Origin of the sequence: Pseudomonas akapageensis (assembly GCF_011355085.1) — a bacterium.
Classification (GTDB): domain Bacteria; phylum Pseudomonadota; class Gammaproteobacteria; order Pseudomonadales; family Pseudomonadaceae; genus Aquipseudomonas; species Aquipseudomonas akapageensis.
On record NZ_VXCP01000038.1, the window covers coordinates 180,849 to 198,517 of the forward strand.

The following is a 17,669-nucleotide window of genomic DNA, read 5'->3' on the forward strand; positions in this document are numbered from 1 at the left end:
CATGCCGGTGAAACTACGCGACGCTGGCGAGTGCTGCGCACTCGATCGCGGGCAAGCCCGCTCCCACAGAGTTAGTCCACTCAACACAAAACCCTGTGGGAGCTGGCTTGCCAGCGATGCTCTTAAAATCACCACATTGGCGATTGCTATCGGCCTCGGTGGCTGTGCCGGCCTACCCGACCAACGCCTGGCCAATGAAGCGCTCAAGCGCGGTGACACGGCATTGGCTGAACGCAATTACCGCCAGCTGGCGGATCTGGGCTACAGCGATGCCCAGGCGCGTCTGGGCCGCTTGCTGGTAGCCACGCCCGGTGCCAGCGAAGCCGAGCACATTGAAGCCGAAACCTTGCTGAGCAAGGCCTTTGCCAATGGCGAGAGCAATACCTTGGTCCCGCTGGCGATGCTCTACCTGCAATACCCGCACAGCTTCCCCGGGGTCAACGCGCAGCAGAGGATCGATCAGTGGCGCGCTGCCGGTTACCCCGAAGCTGATCTCGCTCAGATGTTGCTGTACCGCACCCAGGGTACCTTCGACCAGCATCTGGATGAAGTCGAGCGCATCTGCAAGGCGGCGCTGAGCACCACAGACATCTGCTACGTGGAGCTGGCGACCGTCTACCAGAAGCGCGGCCAGGCCGACCGGCAGGCCGAGATGGTCAAGCAACTGCAAGACGCTTACCAACGCGGCGCAGTCCCGGCCACGCGGGTCGACAGTGTCGCCCGCGTGCTCGCCGATGCCAAGCTGGGCAAGACCGACGAAAAAACCGCGCAGACCCTGCTTGAACAAGTCGCTGCAGCCAATCCAGCCTCCTGGGTCAGCCTGGCGCAATTGCTCTACGACTTCCCGGAACTGGGCGACGTCGACAAGCTGATGGCTTACATCGACAAAGGCCGTGCAGCCGATCAGCCCCGTGCCGAGCTGCTGCTGGGCAGGCTCTACTACGACGGCAAGATGGTCCCGGCCGACGCCAAACAAGCCGAAAGCCATCTGCAAAACGCCGCCGCCACCGAGAACAATGCTCACTACTACCTGGGCCTGCTGTACGGTCGCGGCTACCTGGGCCAGGTCGAGCCGCAGAAAGCCCTCGACCACCTGCTGACTGCCGCCCGTGGCGGTCAGAGCAACGCCGACTATGCGCTGGCGCGGTTGTTCTCCCAAGGGCACGGGACCAGGCCCGACCCGGTCAACGCTTATGTCTTCAGCCAACTGGCGCTGGCGCAAAACACACCGCAAGCCACCGAGCTTGCCCAGCAACTCAATGAACAACTGCCGCCGGCACAACGTGCCCAGGCCCAGCGCCTGTTGCAACAGGAACGGCGAATGCGCGCGCTGCAAGCAGACGGTGAGGATTCCCTATGAAACTCAATCCCTGGATGAAGGCCGGCATTGGCCTGGGCTTCGCCCTGATCTGGTCATGCCCGACCCTGGCAGCAAGGACCGCCGAGAAGAACTTCGGCCTGGACGTGAAAATCACCGGCGAGTCCGAAGCCGACCGTGACCTGGGCACTCGCTCCGGCGGCGACGTCAGCGGCGTCGGTCTGGACCTGCGCCCCTGGGTCTACGGCGAGCGCGGCAACTGGAGCGCCTACGCCATGGGCCAGGCGGTCGCTGCCACCGACATCATCGAGACCGACCCCCTGAACCAGTCATCCGATCAAGGTCAAACGCAAACCAGCAGCATCGACGGCCGTGAGCCGGACAAGAGCTACCTGGCCATGCGCGAGTTCTGGATCGGCTACAGCGGCCTGACCCCCTACCCTGGCGAGCAATTGAAGTTCGGCCGCCAGCGCCTGCACAACAATGACGGCATGTGGCGCGACACCAACATCGAAGCCCTCAACTGGACCTTCGACACCACCCTGCTGCGCGCCAACCTGGGCGTGGCCGAGCGCTTCAGCGAATACCGCACCGACCTGACCGAACTGGCCCCCGATGACAAGGATCGTGTGCATCTCTACGGCGATGTCGCGACCCAATGGCAACCGGGCCACTGGGCCGGCCTGCGCGCCCACCACAGCCATGACAGCGGCCACCTGGCCAACCCCGGCGAAGTGGTCGACGACCAGGACAAGACGCAAACCGGCGACCTCACCTGGCTGGGGCTGGAAGCCGACAGCGATGCCTACGACTTCCGCAACCAGAACACCCTCAACTACTGGGCCAGCGTGACCTGGCTGACCGGTGATCGTGACGCCCTCGACACCACCACGGTCAATGGCGAACAGATCGCCACCGGCAAGCAGAGTGGCGACGTCAACGCCTGGGCCACGGATTTGGGCATCCGCCTGCGCCTGGACCCGAACTGGCAAGTCGGCGCCGCCTACGCCCGTGGTTCGGACAACTACGAGCAGACCGGCCTTCAAAGCAACCGTTCCCGCTTCACCGGCACTCGCTCGTTCGTCCGCCGTTTCGGTGAGGCCTTCCGTGGCGAACTGGGCAACCTGCAGGCCGCGACACTGTTCACCTCCTGGCAACTGCGCGGCGACTACGACGCCAGCCTGATCTACCACAAGTTCTGGCGCGTCGATGGCGACCAGAACATTGAAGGCAGCAGCATCAATGCCGTGGTCGACGATAACGGCATCAACCGTCAGCTGATCCAGGGCGAGAACGACCTGGGCCAGGAAATGGATCTGGTGGTCACCAAGTACTTCAAGCAAGGCCTGCTGTCCGCGGCCCTGAGCCAGTCGATCGACGAACCGTCGGCGCTGGTGCGCCTGCGCGGGGGTGTATTCAAGCCCGGCGACGCCTACGGCAAGGAAGTGGATTCGTACATGCACCGCGCCTTCGTCGACGTGATCTGGCAATTCTGATGCAAGCCACCAAGGGAGCGATGAGATGAATATTCGACACCATGGCAGCCGGGGCCTGCTGGCCGCGACCTTGCTGGCCAGCAGTATCGTGCTGGCCAATGCCGCGGCACCCGCTTCGAATGCCAAGGCTTTGCAGCTGGCCAAGACCTACACCGTTACCAGTGCGCCGATCGAACCGCTGCACCTGGACAAGCCGGTGTTGCCGGATCTCACCGGTTACACCGCCGAAGCCGTGCAGGCCAGGATCGATCGTCGCCAGGCGGGCAAGGTCCAGGTGCGGCGCATGCTGCAGGAAGACACCCTGAAGGAGTTCATCGGTGGCGACAACAAGATGGCCGAATGGGTGGCGCACCAACATGACATTCCGCAGGCGATCTTTATCGAAGACGGCCATGTCAATCTCAAGGACCTGAGCAGGTCCCTGCCCAAACAATACTTCCGCGAAACCGAACCGGGTGTGTTCCTCGCTCGCCTGCCGATCGTGGTCGGACGCAAGGGCATCCTCGAGATCGACAAGCAGACCCGCGAACTGCGCCTGTCCCAGGAGGGTGGTTCGTTCCTGGTCAACGACGGCAAGCTGTTCGTCACCGACACCAGGGTCACCGCCTGGCGCGAGAAGGACAACGGCCCGGCCACCTTCCGCTCGCCCAAGGAATTCCGCCCGTTCCTGCTGTCCTGGGGCGGCACCGAGACCTATGTGGTCAACAGCAGGATGGCCAGCTTCGGCTACGCCAAGAGCAAGTCCTACGGCGTCAGCATTTCCCAGTACACCCCGGACATGGCCAAGACCATGAACCGCAGCGAACCGACCGGCTGGATCATCGGTTCCGAGTTCTCGGACATGTGGTACGGCTTCTATTGCTTCGAGACCCGGGACTTCGTGCTCAAGGGCAACACCTACCGCGACAACATCATCTACGGCATCGATCCGCACGACCGTTCGCACCGCCTGATCATTGCCGAGAACACCGTCCACGGAACCAAAAAGAAGCACGGCATCATCATTTCCCGCGAGGTCAACGACAGCTGGATCATCAACAACCGCATCTATGACAACAAGCTCTCGGGCGTGGTGATCGACCGTAACAGCGTCAATAACCTGATCGCCTACAACGAGATCTATCGAAACCACACCGACGGCATCACCCTCTACGAGAGTGGCGACAACCTGATCTGGGACAACCGGGTGATCAACAACCGTCGCCACGGCATCCGCGTGCGCAACAGCGTGAACATCCGCCTGTACGAAAACATTGCCATGGCCAACGGGCTGATGGGTGTCTACGGGCACATCAAGGACCTCACCGACACCGACCGCGACATCGCCCTGGACCCCTTCGACACCAAGGTATCGCTGACACTGGTCGGCGGTGAGCTGGCCGCCAACGGCCGCGGCCCGCTGTCGATCGACTCGCCGCTGAGCGTGGCGCTGTATCGGGTCTCCATGCATGCGCCGAGCAACCCCAATGGCATCAGCTTCTCCGGTGTACTGGGGGAGCATGAGGACGAAATCCTCGACCTGATGGTGCGCCAGCGCAAAGCCGTGCTGATCAACCCCGACGAACGCCAGCCCTGAATGCGCGACTGAGAAAGGTATTTTTATGCACCCACATCTTGTCAAACTGCTTAGCCTCTCGGGCCTGGTCGCCGCCATGCTGGCTGCCAGCGGCATCGCCCGTGCCGATGACGTGCAAGCGCCCGCGTTCAGTGCCGAGCCGTGCTGCAACCTCTGCCCCGAGGCTCACGACGCCAGCCGCTACACCACGCGCTATCAGCAGAACTTCACCACCCTGGTGCAGGCTGAAGGCGACTGGCTGTTCCGTACCCGCGAAGACCTGCGCACGGAATTCGACACCACACCCGAAGGCTACCGGCGCCTGCAGCAACTGCATGATGCCTTCAAGGCCAGGGGCGTGGAGCTGGTGGTGGTCTATCAACCGACCCGCGGCCTGGTCAATCGCAACAAGCTGCTGCCCGCCGACAAGGCCACCTTCGACTACGACAAGGCGCTGAAGAACTACCAGGCCATGCTCGCCCGTTTCAGCATGATGGGCTTTTGGGTACCGGACTTTTCGCCGCTGACCGACGAGCAACTGCCGCTAGCCGAGCAAGGCCACGATTTTTATTTTCGTGGCGACCAGCACTGGACCCCTTACGGCGCCGAGCGCGCGGCGAAGATCGTGGCCGAGAAGGTCAAACAGATCCCTGGCTTCGCCCAGATCCCCAAGCGCGAATTCGAGACCCACAAGTCCGGACGCATGGGCAAGACCGGAACCCTGCACAACGTTGCCGGGCAATTGTGCGGCACCAGTTATGCGTTCCAGTACATGGATCAGTTCGTCACCGAACCCAAGGGCGAAAGTGGTGGCGACGATCTGTTCGGCGATGCCGGCAACCCGCAGATCACCCTGGTCGGCACCAGCCATAGCGGCAAGAACTACAACTTTGCCGGCTTCCTGGAGCAATACATCGGCGCCGACGTGCTCAACGTCGCCTTCCCCGGCGGCGGCCTGGAAGGCTCGATGCTGCAGTACCTGGGCAGCGAAGACTTCCAGAAAAAGCCACCGAAGATCCTGATCTGGGAGTTCTCGCCGCTGTATCGCCTGGACCAGGAAACCATCTACCGGCAGCTGATGGCCCTGCTCGACAACGGCTGCGAAGGCAAGCCGGCGCAGCTCAGCGCCAAAACGACACTGAAACCCGGACGCAATGAGGTGATGGTCAATGGCAAGGTTGGCGACATCAAGCACCTCGACAACGGCAGTCACCAGATCGACATTCAGTTCGAAGACACATCGGTGAAAAACCTGCAGGCAACCCTCTGGTACATGAACGGCCGTCACGAAAGCGTGAAGATCGAAAAGCCGAAAACAGCCGAAACCGACGGGCGCTTCGCCTTTGAACTGCGCAACGATGGGGATTGGGCCGAGCAGAACCTGCTGGCCGTGGAAGTCCAGGGCCCCGAGGCCGGGAGCGCGCCGCAGCAAGTCACGGCGAAAGTGTGCAAACGCAACGTATTCCCTGGCCTCGCGCGCCACAACGCGCAAGCCGGGTTGTGAGACTCTCATGCAGACGTTGAAAAGCACCGCTGGAAAGCTGCCGTTCAGCCTGGCCCTGTTGGGCCCATTCGTACAGGCCGCGACACTGGTGCCACCGCAGGGTTACTACGCCGGCATCGAAAAACTGAAGACCGGCAAAAGCGGCTTCACGTGCGATGCCGTGCCCACGCCCTACACCGGCAAGCTGGTGTTTCGCAGCAAGTACGAAGGCTCCGACAAGGCGCGGGCGACCCTGAACGCCAAGGCTGAGAAAGCCTTCCGTGAATCGACCGCCAGCATCACCACCCTTGAGCGCGGGGTGAGCAAGCAGGTCATGCAGTACATGCGTGACGGCCGGCCCGAGCAACTGGACTGCACGCTGGACTGGCTGAGCAGTTGGGCCCGCGCCGATGCATTGACCTCCACGGACTTCAACCACACCGGCAAATCCATGCGCAAATGGGCACTGGGCAGCCTGTCGTCGGCCTGGTTGCACCTGAAGTTCTCCAGCTCGCACCCGCTGGCCGCGCATCAGCAGGAAGCCGAATTGATCGAGAACTGGTTCGGCAAGCTGGGTGATCAGGTGGTCAGCGACTGGAGCTTCCTGCCGCTGGACCAGGTCAACAACCACTCGTACTGGGCGGCCTGGTCGGTGATGTCCACGGCCGTGGTGACCGATCGCCAGGACTTGTTCGACTGGGCCGTGAGGGAATACCGAATTGGTGCCCACCAGGTCGACGATCAGGGCTTCCTGCCCAACGAACTCAAGCGCAAGCAGCGTGCCCTGGCCTACCACAACTATGCCCTGCCGCCGCTGGCGATGATCGCCAGCTTCGCCCAGGCCAATGGGGTTGACCTGCGCCCGGAGAACAACGGTGCGCTGAAGCGGCTGGGTGACCGGGTGCTGGCGGGAACCAGGGACCCGAGTGCGTTCAAGCGCAGGAACGGCGAGAAGCAGGACATGACTGACCTGAAGATCGACAGCAAGTACGCCTGGCTTGAGCCATGGTGCAGCCTTTATGCCTGCAGCCCGGAGGTGATCAAGCGCAAGCGGGGAATGCAGCCGTTCAAGAGCTTTCGCCTCGGCGGTGACCTGACCAGGGTCTATGACCCGACACACGAAACACACGGTTCCTGACCTCCTCGTTCCCACGCTCCGCGTGGGAACGCAGTGGCCGACGCTCAGCGTCGAGACGCAGAGCGTCAGGCGAGGCATTCCCACGCAGAGCGTGGGAACGAGGTGAATACCCCCGATTTTCATGGGGGGTTTGGGGGGGCTTTGCCCTCGACTGTTGAATAACAAGGAGAGATCGGGATGGTGTTTTCATCCAACGTGTTCCTGTTCCTGTTCTTGCCGGTCTTTCTCGGCTTGTACTACCTGAGCGGGCAACGCTATCGCAATCTGCTGTTGCTGGTTGCCAGCTACGTGTTCTACGCCTGGTGGCGGGTGGACTTCCTCGCGCTGTTCGCCGCCGTCACCCTGTGGAACTACTGGATCGGCCTGCGGGTAGGCGCGGCGGGTGTGCGGACCAAACCCGCCCAGCGCTGGCTGCTGCTGGGCGTGGCCGTGGACCTGTGCATCCTCGGCTATTTCAAGTACGCCAACTTCGGCGTCGACAGCCTCAACGCGATCATGACCTCGTTCGGCCTGGAGCCGTTCATCCTGACCCACGTCCTGCTGCCGATCGGGATCTCGTTCTACATCTTCGAGTCGATCAGCTACATCATCGACGTGTACCGCGGCGATACCCCGGCCACGCGCAACCTGATCGACTTTGCCGCCTTCGTCGCGATCTTCCCGCACCTGATCGCCGGCCCCGTGTTGCGCTTTCGCGACCTGGCCGACCAGTTCAACAACCGCACCCATACCCTGGACAAGTTCAGTGAAGGGGCCACGCGCTTCATGCAGGGTTTCATCAAGAAGGTGTTCATCGCCGACACCCTGGCGGTGGTCGCCGACCATTGCTTCGCCCTGCAGAACCCGACTACCGGTGACGCCTGGCTCGGCGCCCTGGCCTACACCGCGCAGCTGTATTTCGACTTCTCCGGCTACAGCGACATGGCCATCGGCCTGGGCCTGATGATGGGTTTCCGCTTCATGGAAAACTTCAAGCAGCCGTACATCAGCCAGTCGATCACCGAGTTCTGGCGGCGCTGGCACATCAGCCTGTCCACCTGGTTGCGCGACTACCTGTACATCACCTTGGGCGGTAACCGCAAAGGCACCCTGATCACTTATCGCAACCTGTTCCTGACCATGTTGCTGGGCGGGCTGTGGCATGGCGCGAACATCACCTACATCGTCTGGGGCGCCTGGCATGGCACGTGGCTGGCCATCGAGAAAGCCTTGGGCATCAACACCACGCCGCGCCGTTTCAATCTCGTGCGTTGGGCGCTGACCTTCCTGCTGGTGGTGATGGGCTGGGTGATCTTCCGTGCCGAGAACCTGCACGTGGCCGGGCGTATGTACGGTGCCATGTTCAGTTTCAGCGACTGGCAATTGTCCGAACTCAACCGCGCCAGCCTGACCGGCCTGCAAGTCGCCACCCTGGTTGTGGCCTACGCCACCCTGGCGTTCTTCGGCCTGCGTGATTTCTACCGCAATCAGCAACCACAACCGGTCGCCGTTGCTGTCGACGTACAGCAGGGCAACGCCATCGCCATCGACTGGTCGCTGTATGCCAGCCGTGCGCTGGTACTGCTGCTGTTCGTGGCCTCGATTCTCAAACTTTCGGCGCAGAGCTTCTCGCCGTTCCTTTACTTCCAGTTCTGAGGGCGCCGACCATGACCCGCTCATTACGCATCCTCTATATCGCGCTGTTCCTGGCCATGCTGCTGTGCCTGGGGGCCTGGTCCCTGCGCAGCTTCATGGGCTTCACCACCAACAGCGACGCCACGCTGCTCAACGGCCGCTGGGCCAAGGCCGTCGAGACCCACTACGACGACGAATTCCCGATCAAGCGCCTGGGCACCAACCTCTGGGCCGCGCTGGATTTCAAACTGTTCAACGAAGGTCGTCCGGGCGTGGTGCTCGGTCGCGACCAGTGGCTGTTCAGCGACGAGGAAATCAAACCGGTCGTCAACGAAGAACTGAACCTGCAAGGCAACTACGCGCTGATCGAAGGCGTGCGCCAGACCCTGAAAGAGCAAGGCGTGGAACTGGTGTTGGCGATCGTGCCGAGCAAGGTTCGCCTGTATCCGGAACACCTGGGTGAAGCCAAACCCGCAAGCATCCACGCCTACCTCTACCAGGACTTTCACGCCCGGGTCGCGGCGGACAAGATCCTCGCCCCCAACCTGCTCGGCCCTCTGCAACAGGCCAAGCAAAACGGTCAGCAAGTGTTCCTGCGCACCGACACCCATTGGACCCCGGAAGGCGCCGAGATCGTCGCCAACACCCTGGCCAGGGCGATCATCGACAAGTTCGTGCTTCGCGGCGAACCGCAGCGCTTCGTCACCACCCCAGCGGAAAAAGTCACGCACAAGGGCGACCTGCTTTTGTTCCTGCCGCTCGATCCGCTGTTCGCAAATCTGATGCCGCCCCATGAGCCGCTACAAAAGCGCAACACCGTGGCCGCCGAGCAAACTGCCGGTGACGACGCGCTGTTCACCAACAACGAAGTGCCGGTGGCCCTGATCGGCACCAGCTACAGCGCCAACCCCGACTGGAACTTCGTCGGTGCGCTCAAACAAGCGCTGCACAGCGACGTGATCAATTACGCCGAACAGGGCCACGGCCCGATTCAGCCGATGCTCGGCTACCTGAAGAGCGATGACTTCAAGAACAGTCCGCCACAGGTGCTGATCTGGGAGTTCCCTGAACGCTATCTGCCTGTTAACAACGAAATCGGCGACGCCGATCCGCAGTGGGTCGCAGCGCTCAAACAAGCCGGCGTGCGCCAACAGAACGTGACAGTCAACACTGAATCCGAAATGCCCGACCGGGCGCAAAACTGAAAGAGAGGCACTCCATGACGTTCACTCCCACTCCTCGTCTTGCCAAACGTTTCGCTCTGGTCGCTGGCCTCAGCGTGATATCGATTCAGGCTTTCGCCGGTGGCGATGCCGCGTTGTACGGCCCGACCGCACCCAAGGGTTCAACCTTCGTGCGCATCTACAACGCCGGCAATCAAGACGTGAGCGCCAGCGTCGGCACGACCAACCTCAACGAAGTCAAACCCCAGGCCAGCAGCGACTTCAGCTATATGCCCCAGGGCGACTACAGCGCCAAGGTCGGCAGCCAGACTTTGCCGGTGAAGCTCGCTTCCGACCACTACTACACCCTGGTCTACAACGTCGGTGGCCCACTGCAACTGGTCGATGAACCGCCGTTCAAGAACAGGCAGAAATCCCTGGTGCGCGTGCAGAACCTCAGCGACAAGGCGCTGACGCTCAAGACCGCCGACGGCAAGACCGACGTGGTCAAGGACGTGGCTGCCAAGGGCCGTGGCGAGCGTGAAATCAACCCGGTGAAAGTCAGCCTGGCGCTGTATGCCGGCGACACCAAAGTCAGCGACCTCAAGCCGGTGGCCCTGGAGCGCGGCGAGGCGGCGGTGCTGTATGTCACCGGCACCGGCAGCAGCCTGTCCCCGGTCTGGGTCAAGCGCCCAGTGTCCACCCGCTAACTCACCCTATTCTAATTTTTCAGGAGAAACCCCATGATCCCAGTCATTCTGTCCGGTGGTAGCGGTTCCCGCCTCTGGCCCCTGTCGCGCAAGCAATTCCCCAAACAGTTCCTGGCCCTGACCGGCGAGCACACCCTGTTCCAGCAGACCCTCGCGCGCCTGGTGCTCGAAGGCGTGGAGCACCCCATCGTGGTCTGCAACAAGGACCACCGTTTCATCGTCAACGAACAACTGGCCAACCTCAAACTGAAAACCCAGGCGATCCTGTTGGAGCCCTTCGGCCGCAATACTGCGCCGGCCGTGGCCCTCACCGCGATGAAGCTGCTCAACGAAGGACGTGACGAGTTGATGCTGGTATTGCCGGCCGACCATGTGATCGATGACCAGAACGCACTGCAACGAGCCCTGGCCCTGGCCACCGTGGCGGCCGAGCGCGGCGAGATGGTGCTGTTCGGCGTGCCGGCGACCAAACCGGAGACCGGTTACGGCTACATCAAGTCGAGCAACGATGCCCTGCTGCCCGAAGGCATTAGCCGGGTGGCCAAGTTCGTCGAGAAACCGAATGAGAAACGCGCGAACGAGTTCGTCCAGGCCGGCGGCTATTTCTGGAACAGCGGCATGTTCCTGTTCCGCGCCAGCCGCTTCCTCGAAGAGCTGAAAAAGCACGATCCCGACATCTACGACACCTGCCTGCTGACCCTGGAAGGCAGCAAGCACGACGGTGACAACATCGAGATCGACGAAGCCACCTTCGCCTGCTGCCCGGACACCTCCATCGACTACGCGGTGATGGAAAAGACCCAGGCCGCCTGCGTGGTGCCACTGAGCGCCGGCTGGAGCGATGTCGGTTGCTGGTCGTCACTGTGGGACGTCCACGAAAAGGATCACCACGGCAACGTGGCCAAGGGCGACGTGGTGGTCCAGGACAGCCGCAACTGCATGATCCACAGCAGCGGCAAGCTGGTGTCGGTGATCGGCCTGGACAACATAGTAGTGGTCGAAACCAAGGACGCCATGATGATTGCCCACAAGGACAAGGTTCAGGGCGTCAAGCAGCTGGTCAACACCCTGAACGAGCAAGGCCGCAGCGAAACCCAGAACCACTGCGAAGTCTATCGTCCATGGGGCTCCTACGATTCGGTGGACATGGGCGGACGTTTCCAGGTCAAGCACATCTCGGTCAAACCGGGTGCCTGCCTGTCCCTGCAGATGCACCACCACCGCGCTGAACACTGGATCGTCGTCTCGGGCACCGCTGAAGTCACCTGTGACGAGAACGTGTTCCTGCTGACCGAGAACCAGTCGACCTACATCCCGATCGCCTCGGTGCACCGCCTGCGCAACCCGGGCAAGATCCCGCTGGAGATCATCGAGGTGCAGTCAGGGAGCTACCTGGGTGAGGATGATATTGAGCGGCTCGAGGATATTTACGGGCGGACTGTGCCAGGGGTGTCGATCAAGACGATTGCGCGGTGAAACCGGAAGGCCCTTCGGGCCTTATCGCTGGCAAGCCAGCTCCCACAGGAATTACATGTGCCCTGTACTCTGTGGGAGCGGCGGTGCGACGACTCGACTTGCCCGCGATAAGGGCGCCGCGGTTATATCGGCTCGACAATGGCCGATGCATCAGCAGCCAAAGGCGCAAGCGTGCCCTGCCGCCCTGCTTCGTGCCCCTCTTCCCCCAAACGCCGCGACTCAGCCTCAATATCTTCGGCACTGCGATGGCGATAGTCGGCATGGAGCCACTTGACCAGCCCATAAGCCATGGCCACCAACAGGAACAGGAACGGAATCGAAGTCAGAATGACCGAGGTCTTCACGGTTTTCAGGGAGATCTGGTTGGCAATCATGGTCAACGGTACCAACGCCAGCATCACGCACCAGAACAGACGCAGGAAGGGCGAAGGGTCGCGGCCTTCGGGCAGGTTGCGGGTGGTCGCGGCGGCTACGGTGTAGGCCGAAGCGTCAATGTGCGAGGCCAGGAAGATCACCATCACGAATAGGTAAAACGCGGTCGCCAGGGTCGACATGGGGAAACCATCGAGCAAGTGGGTGATGGCCACCTCCCCGCCCTGGCTGGCAACGATGGCCGGTACGTCAAGATGCCCCTGGATCAACTGATCGATACCATAGCCGCTGAGGCTGCCGAAGATCACCCAGCAACTCACGCTGCCACCGAGCAACAACGCCGCCGAGACTTCTTTCAGGGTACGGCCACGGGAGACGCGGGCGACGAAGATGGATACCGCTGGCGTATAGGAGATGGCCCAGAACCAGTAGAACACCGTCCAGTCGCGGGTGAATTCGCCACTGCCCGAAGGGTCGGTGAACAGACTCATGTGCAGGAAGTTGGAAAACATCAACCCCACGCCATTGACCGTGTTGTTGACGATGAAGCCGGTCGGCCCCACCACCAGCACAGCCAGGGCACAAAACAGCGCACCCCAGCAGACCATGCTCGCCAGACGCTGCATGCCGCCTTCCAGGCCGATGTAAGAGCTGAGCGAGAAGATGCTTGCGATCAGCAGTACGATGCCCGCTTGCATGACGAAGTTGTTTTCCAGCCCCGTCAGGTTGGACAGGCCGTTGGAAAAGGTCAGCGTCGTGACCACCATGGTCACGGTGAGCCCGCCAAAGGTGCCGATCAGGAAGAGGATGTCGACCAGCCGCCCAACCGGGCCGTCTGCCTTGAAGCCGGTGACCGCTTCAATGATGCCAGCCAGACTGAGCTTGTTGTGCTTGCGCACGTGGTAGTAGTACGCCATCGCCATGCCGCCGACTGCGTAACAGGCCCAGGTGCCGAAACCCCAGTGGAAGAAGGCATAGGCGATGCTCATGTCCAGCGCCTGGGTCGACTTGGCTGCGATGTTCAGGCCCGGTGTGTTGTAGTAATAGGCCCATTCCACCAGGCCCCAATAGAGCGTGGCCGAACTGAGGCCTGCGCAGATGAACATGAAGATCCAGGGAATGGTCTTGAATTCGGGCTGGCCCGAACCCAGACGGATATTGCCGTACTTGCTGAAAATGATGAACAGCGAACCCACCACGAAGGCCAGGAAGATGACCAGCACCGGCGCCGAGAGCAGGCTGGTGGCGGACAGGAACAACTCATGGGCCACCTGTTCCGAGCGCACCGGGAAGGCCGCCAGGGCGTATACGGTGAGGAAAATCGAAACCACGCTGACCACAATCAGCAGGTAGTCCTTGCTGGCCTTGAGGCGCTCTGTATCCGGCTGAGCCGGAGTCGCTTTCACGGAAATTTTCATAGGATCCCTTCTAAACCGGCTGTGTTGGTTTTTATTATCGAGCGGTGGCTACTTTGCTCCATGCACCTGCTGATCGGCATGGTACGACGACCGCACCAACGGCCCCGAAGCCACATTCCTGAACCCCATCTGCAACCCCTGTTCGGCAAACCAGGCAAAGGTGTCCGGGTGCACGAAGCGCTGCACCGGCAGGTGGCTGCGCGAGGGTTGCAGGTATTGCCCCAGGGTCAGCATGTCGACCTGATGCTCGCGCATGCGCTGCATCACTTCGATCACTTCTTCATCGGTCTCGCCTAGCCCAAGCATCAGCCCGGACTTGGTCGGCACGCCCGGTACGCGCTTTTTGAAGTTCTCCAGCAAGTCCAACGACCACTCGAAATCCGAACCGGGCCGCGCGGCCTTGTACAGGCGTGGCACGGTTTCCAGGTTGTGGTTGAACACGTCCGGCGACTCCTGTTCGGTGATGGCCAGGGCCACGTCCATGCGCCCCCGATAATCGGGCACCAGGGTTTCCAGCTGGATGCCTGGCGACAGCTTGCGGATCTCGCGCAAGCAATCGACGAAGTGCTGGGCGCCACCATCGCGCAGGTCGTCCCGGTCCACCGAGGTGATGACCACGTACTTCAGGCGCAGATCGGCGATGGCGATCGCCAGGTTCTTCGGCTCGTCGACGTCCAGCGGCTTGGGCCGGCCGTGACCGACATCGCAGAAAGGACAACGCCGGGTGCAGATGTCGCCCATGATCATGAAGGTCGCCGTGCCGCCGGAGAAACATTCGCCCAGGTTCGGGCAGGACGCCTCCTCGCAGACGCTATGCAGCTTGTGCTTGCGCAGCAACGCCTTGACCCGCGCCACCTCAGGTGACGTGGGAATTTCCACGCGGATCCAGTCGGGCTTGCGCGGCACCTCTTCGGTGGGCAGGATTTTCACCGGGATGCGCGCCACCTTTTCGGCACCGCGCAGTTTCACCCCGGCCTGCAAGGGTTGCGGGCGAGTGGCAACAGACAGGGTTTCGTTCATGATCATGCTCCAGCAATCGGGCCTTCAGCCCCGGTAATAACGTTGCGCCACGAACGGCGTGCGGACCACGTGCATCGACACCAGCTTGCCGCGCACCTGGGCGAAGACTTCGGTCTCCAGCGACGCAAAGGCGCTCTCCACATAACCCATCGCCAGAGGCCCGCCCAGGCTCGGGCCGAACCCGCCGCTGGTGACGCGGCCGATCACCTGCTCCTGGGCGTTGACGATCAACGCCCCTTCACGCACCGGCACCCGCTCCGTGGGCAACAGCCCGACACGCTTGCTGACCACCCCTTCGCGCTGCTGGGCGAGGATACGCTCGGCACCGGGGAAGCCACCGGCGCGCACCCCCTCGGCACGCCGCGCCTTGGAGATGGCCCAGGCCAGGCTGGCCTCGATCGGCGTGGTGCGTTGTTCCATGTCGTGGCCATACAGGCACAGGCCGGCTTCCAGGCGCAGCGAGTCGCGGGCGCCCAGGCCGATGGCCTTGACCTCCGGCTCGGCCAACAAGGAACGGGCAAGCATTTGTGCGTCCGCCACCGGCACGGAGATCTCGTAGCCATCTTCGCCGGTATAACCCGAGCGGCTGACGTAGCAGTCGACGCCGAGCAACTTCACGCTGGCGAATTGCATGAAGGTCATGGCCTTCACCTCAGGCGCCAGGCGGCTGAGCACCGTGGCCGCCGTCGGGCCTTGCAGGGCGAGCAAGGCCCGGCTGTCGAACAGCGACTCGACTTCGCACTGCCCTTCCAGGTGCTGCTTGAGGTGAGCCAGGTCCTGCTCCTTGCAGGCGGCGTTGACCACCAGGAACAGGTAATCACCGGCGTTGGCGACCATCAGGTCGTCGAGGATGCCACCGTCGTCATTGGTGAACAGCGCGTAGCGCTGCATGCCCACCGGCAGATCGATGATATCGACCGGTACCAGGGTCTCCAGAGCCTTGGCGGCGCCCGCGCCGTGCAGACGGATCTGGCCCATGTGCGAGACGTCGAACAGGCCGGCCTGTTCACGGGTGTGCAGGTGTTCTTTCATCACGCCCAAGGGGTACTGGACCGGCATGTCATAGCCGGCGAAAGGTACCATGCGTGCGCCCAGTTCCAGGTGCAGGGTGTGCAGTGGGGTTTTTTGTAGTTGTTCGGTGGACATGGGTGACTCCTAGCATTCGATGATATTGACGGCCAGCCCGCCGCGGGCGGTCTCTTTGTATTTGCTTTTCATGTCGGCGCCGGTCTGGCGCATGGTGCGAATCACCTTGTCGAGGGAAACGAAGTGCTGCCCATCCCCGCGCAAAGCCATGCGCGCCGCGTTGATGGCCTTGACCGAGCCCATGGCGTTGCGCTCGATGCAGGGCACCTGTACAAGCCCGCCAATCGGGTCGCAAGTCAGCCCCAGGTTGTGTTCCATGCCGATCTCGGCGGCGTTTTCGACTTGCTGCACCGTGCCGCCAAGCACCTCACACAAGGCACCGGCAGCCATCGAACAGGCCACGCCCACTTCCCCCTGACAGCCGACTTCAGCCCCCGAAATCGAGGCATTTTCCTTGTAGAGAATGCCGATCGCGGCGGCGGTCAGCAGAAAGCGCACCACCCCGTCCTCGTTCGCCCCCGGCACGAAACGCGTGTAGTAATGCAGCACCGCCGGGATGATGCCGGCCGCGCCGTTGGTGGGTGCCGTGACCACGCGCCCGCCGCTGGCGTTTTCTTCGTTTACCGCCAGGGCGTAGAGGTTGACCCAGTCGAGCACCGAAAGGCTGTCCCGCAGGTTCGCTTCAGGACTTGCGTTGAGCTGACGGTGCAAGGCCGCCGCGCGACGCTTGACCTTGAGCCCGCCGGGCATGATCCCTTCGTTGCGACAGCCCGCCTGGACGCAGTCCTGCATCACCTGCCAGATGTGCAGCAAGCCCTGGCGCGTCTGCTCCGGGCTGCGCCAGGCCTTTTCGTTCTCGGCCATCAACTGGCTGACCGAAAGGCCATGCTGAGTGCATTGCGCCAGCAGCTCGCGCCCGCTCAGGAAGGGAAAACGCAACGGGGTGCGGTCTTCCACAATGCGGTTGACGCCGACGGCCTCCTCGTCCACGACGAAACCGCCACCCACCGAGTAATACTCGCGGCTGCACAGCTGCAAGCCTGCTGCATCGAAGGCGCGCAAGATCATGCCGTTAGGGTGGTAAGGCAAGGGTTTGCGGATCATCGCCAAGTGTTCTTTCTCGACGAAGCGGATGGTCTTCTCACCCAGCAGCGACAATGTCCCGGAACCCCGGATCGTCGCCAGCCGCGCTTCGACCGTGGAAGTATCCACGGTGTCCGGGTACTCGCCCTCCAGCCCCAGCAACACGGCCTTGTCGCTGCCGTGGCCCTTGCCGGTGGCGCCGAGCGAGCCATACAGCTCGGCGCGCAGGCTCGCCACCTGGGTCAGCAGCCCTTGCGCCTTGAGGCCCTCCACGAAGCGCACGGCCGCGCGCATCGGCCCGACGGTGTGGGAACTGGACGGGCCGATGCCCACCTTGAACAGATCAAAAACACTTAGCGACATACACGCCTCCGCAAATCGAACCCTGGGTTCAGGCCGGGTAAACCGGGAACAGTGCGCAGAGCTCCGCCACCTGTTTGGCCACCTGGGCCTCGACATCGGCATCGCCGAGGTGGTCGAGGATGTCGCAGATCCAGGTCGCCAGGGCGCGGCATTCCGGCACCTGGAAGCCACGGGTGGTCACCGCCGGGGTACCGATGCGCAGGCCTGAAGTCACGAATGGCGATTGCGGGTCGTTGGGCACGGCGTTCTTGTTCACGGTGATATGGGCACGCCCGAGGGCTGCATCCGCGTCCTTGCCAGTGATGCCCTGGCGAATCAGGCTGACCAGGAACAGGTGGTTGTCGGTGCCGCCAGAGACCACGTCATAGCCGCGC

Annotated in this window: 13 protein-coding genes and 1 pseudogene; 9 read left to right on the top strand and 5 right to left on the bottom strand. The window is 62.3% G+C overall.

From position 1 onward, the window contains the following. Window position 1 precedes the first annotated feature (1 nt). The 9 genes from F2S13_RS22770 to F2S13_RS22810 all read left to right on the top strand — a co-directional run bounded on the left by F2S13_RS22770 (window position 2) and on the right by F2S13_RS22810 (window position 11,953). Entirely contained in the window at window positions 2–1,360 is a 1,359-nt protein-coding gene (locus F2S13_RS22770; protein WP_166365045.1) for an SEL1-like repeat protein, read from the top strand. After that, entirely contained in the window at window positions 1,357–2,814 is a 1,458-nt protein-coding gene (locus F2S13_RS22775) for an alginate export family protein (RefSeq protein ID WP_166365047.1), read from the top strand. Before F2S13_RS22770 ends, F2S13_RS22775 begins: the two co-directional genes overlap by 4 nt. Before the next feature lie 25 nt (window positions 2,815–2,839). Further along, entirely contained in the window at window positions 2,840–4,390 is a 1,551-nt protein-coding gene (gene algG, locus F2S13_RS22780; RefSeq protein WP_166365049.1) for a mannuronan 5-epimerase AlgG, read from the top strand. 25 nt (window positions 4,391–4,415) lie between these two features. Next, a complete protein-coding gene (locus F2S13_RS22785; RefSeq protein WP_166365051.1) occupies window positions 4,416–5,873 on the top strand; it encodes an alginate O-acetyltransferase in 1,458 nt (485 codons plus the stop codon). A 7-nt stretch (window positions 5,874–5,880) separates the two neighbouring features. Beyond that, window positions 5,881–6,990 carry a mannuronate-specific alginate lyase gene (locus F2S13_RS22790; RefSeq protein WP_166365053.1) on the top strand — a complete coding sequence of 370 codons (1,110 nt, stop codon included), beginning with the start codon at window positions 5,881–5,883 and terminating at the stop codon, window positions 6,988–6,990. Between the two features lie 177 nt (window positions 6,991–7,167). Continuing rightward, a complete protein-coding gene (locus tag F2S13_RS22795; protein WP_166365055.1) occupies window positions 7,168–8,625 on the top strand; it encodes an MBOAT family O-acyltransferase in 1,458 nt (485 codons plus the stop codon). An 11-nt stretch (window positions 8,626–8,636) separates the two neighbouring features. After that, entirely contained in the window at window positions 8,637–9,809 is a 1,173-nt protein-coding gene (locus F2S13_RS22800; protein WP_166365057.1) for an alginate O-acetyltransferase, read from the top strand. Between the two features lie 14 nt (window positions 9,810–9,823). Next, entirely contained in the window at window positions 9,824–10,477 is a 654-nt protein-coding gene (locus F2S13_RS22805; protein ID WP_166365059.1) for an alginate O-acetyltransferase AlgF, read from the top strand. A 33-nt stretch (window positions 10,478–10,510) separates the two neighbouring features. After that, window positions 10,511–11,953, top strand: coding sequence for a mannose-1-phosphate guanylyltransferase/mannose-6-phosphate isomerase (locus F2S13_RS22810; protein WP_166365061.1), 1,443 nt, complete (start codon window positions 10,511–10,513; stop codon window positions 11,951–11,953). 122 nt (window positions 11,954–12,075) lie between these two features. Here F2S13_RS22810 and F2S13_RS22815 read toward each other — a convergent pair whose 3' ends face one another. The 5 genes and pseudogenes from F2S13_RS22815 to glyA all read right to left on the bottom strand — a co-directional run. Beyond that, window positions 12,076–13,743 (bottom strand): BCCT family transporter, encoded by a 1,668-nt coding sequence (locus tag F2S13_RS22815; protein WP_166365063.1) that lies wholly within the window; start codon window positions 13,741–13,743, stop codon window positions 12,076–12,078. A gap of 48 nt (window positions 13,744–13,791) precedes the next feature. After that, on the bottom strand, window positions 13,792–14,763 hold the full coding sequence (gene lipA / locus F2S13_RS22820) for a lipoyl synthase (RefSeq protein ID WP_425500242.1): 972 nt from the start codon (window positions 14,761–14,763) through the stop codon (window positions 13,792–13,794). Between the two features lie 24 nt (window positions 14,764–14,787). Beyond that, window positions 14,788–15,909 (bottom strand): glycine cleavage system aminomethyltransferase GcvT, encoded by a 1,122-nt coding sequence (gcvT, locus tag F2S13_RS22825; RefSeq protein WP_166365067.1) that lies wholly within the window; start codon window positions 15,907–15,909, stop codon window positions 14,788–14,790. 9 nt (window positions 15,910–15,918) lie between these two features. After that, window positions 15,919–17,295: an L-serine ammonia-lyase gene (locus F2S13_RS22830; protein WP_166365069.1), complete on the bottom strand. Its 1,377-nt coding sequence runs from the start codon at window positions 17,293–17,295 to the stop codon at window positions 15,919–15,921. A 28-nt stretch (window positions 17,296–17,323) separates the two neighbouring features. Further along, a pseudogene (gene glyA / locus F2S13_RS22835) lies at window positions 17,324–17,669 on the bottom strand (serine hydroxymethyltransferase); the annotation flags it as partial.

Bases quoted from the DNA above. Each gene is read 5' to 3' on its own strand.
- F2S13_RS22770 (WP_166365045.1), top strand. From the start codon at position 2: ATGCCGGTGAAACTACGCGACGCTGGCGAGTGCTGCGCACTCGATCGC.
- F2S13_RS22775 (WP_166365047.1), top strand. From the start codon at position 1,357: ATGAAACTCAATCCCTGGATGAAGGCCGGCATTGGCCTGGGCTTCGCC.
- algG (WP_166365049.1), top strand. From the start codon at position 2,840: ATGAATATTCGACACCATGGCAGCCGGGGCCTGCTGGCCGCGACCTTG.
- F2S13_RS22785 (WP_166365051.1), top strand. From the start codon at position 4,416: ATGCACCCACATCTTGTCAAACTGCTTAGCCTCTCGGGCCTGGTCGCC.
- F2S13_RS22790 (WP_166365053.1), top strand. From the start codon at position 5,881: ATGCAGACGTTGAAAAGCACCGCTGGAAAGCTGCCGTTCAGCCTGGCC.
- F2S13_RS22795 (WP_166365055.1), top strand. From the start codon at position 7,168: ATGGTGTTTTCATCCAACGTGTTCCTGTTCCTGTTCTTGCCGGTCTTT.
- F2S13_RS22800 (WP_166365057.1), top strand. From the start codon at position 8,637: ATGACCCGCTCATTACGCATCCTCTATATCGCGCTGTTCCTGGCCATG.
- F2S13_RS22805 (WP_166365059.1), top strand. From the start codon at position 9,824: ATGACGTTCACTCCCACTCCTCGTCTTGCCAAACGTTTCGCTCTGGTC.
- F2S13_RS22810 (WP_166365061.1), top strand. From the start codon at position 10,511: ATGATCCCAGTCATTCTGTCCGGTGGTAGCGGTTCCCGCCTCTGGCCC.
- F2S13_RS22815 (WP_166365063.1), bottom strand. From the start codon at position 13,743: ATGAAAATTTCCGTGAAAGCGACTCCGGCTCAGCCGGATACAGAGCGC.
- lipA (WP_425500242.1), bottom strand. From the start codon at position 14,763: ATGAACGAAACCCTGTCTGTTGCCACTCGCCCGCAACCCTTGCAGGCC.
- gcvT (WP_166365067.1), bottom strand. From the start codon at position 15,909: ATGTCCACCGAACAACTACAAAAAACCCCACTGCACACCCTGCACCTG.
- F2S13_RS22830 (WP_166365069.1), bottom strand. From the start codon at position 17,295: ATGTCGCTAAGTGTTTTTGATCTGTTCAAGGTGGGCATCGGCCCGTCC.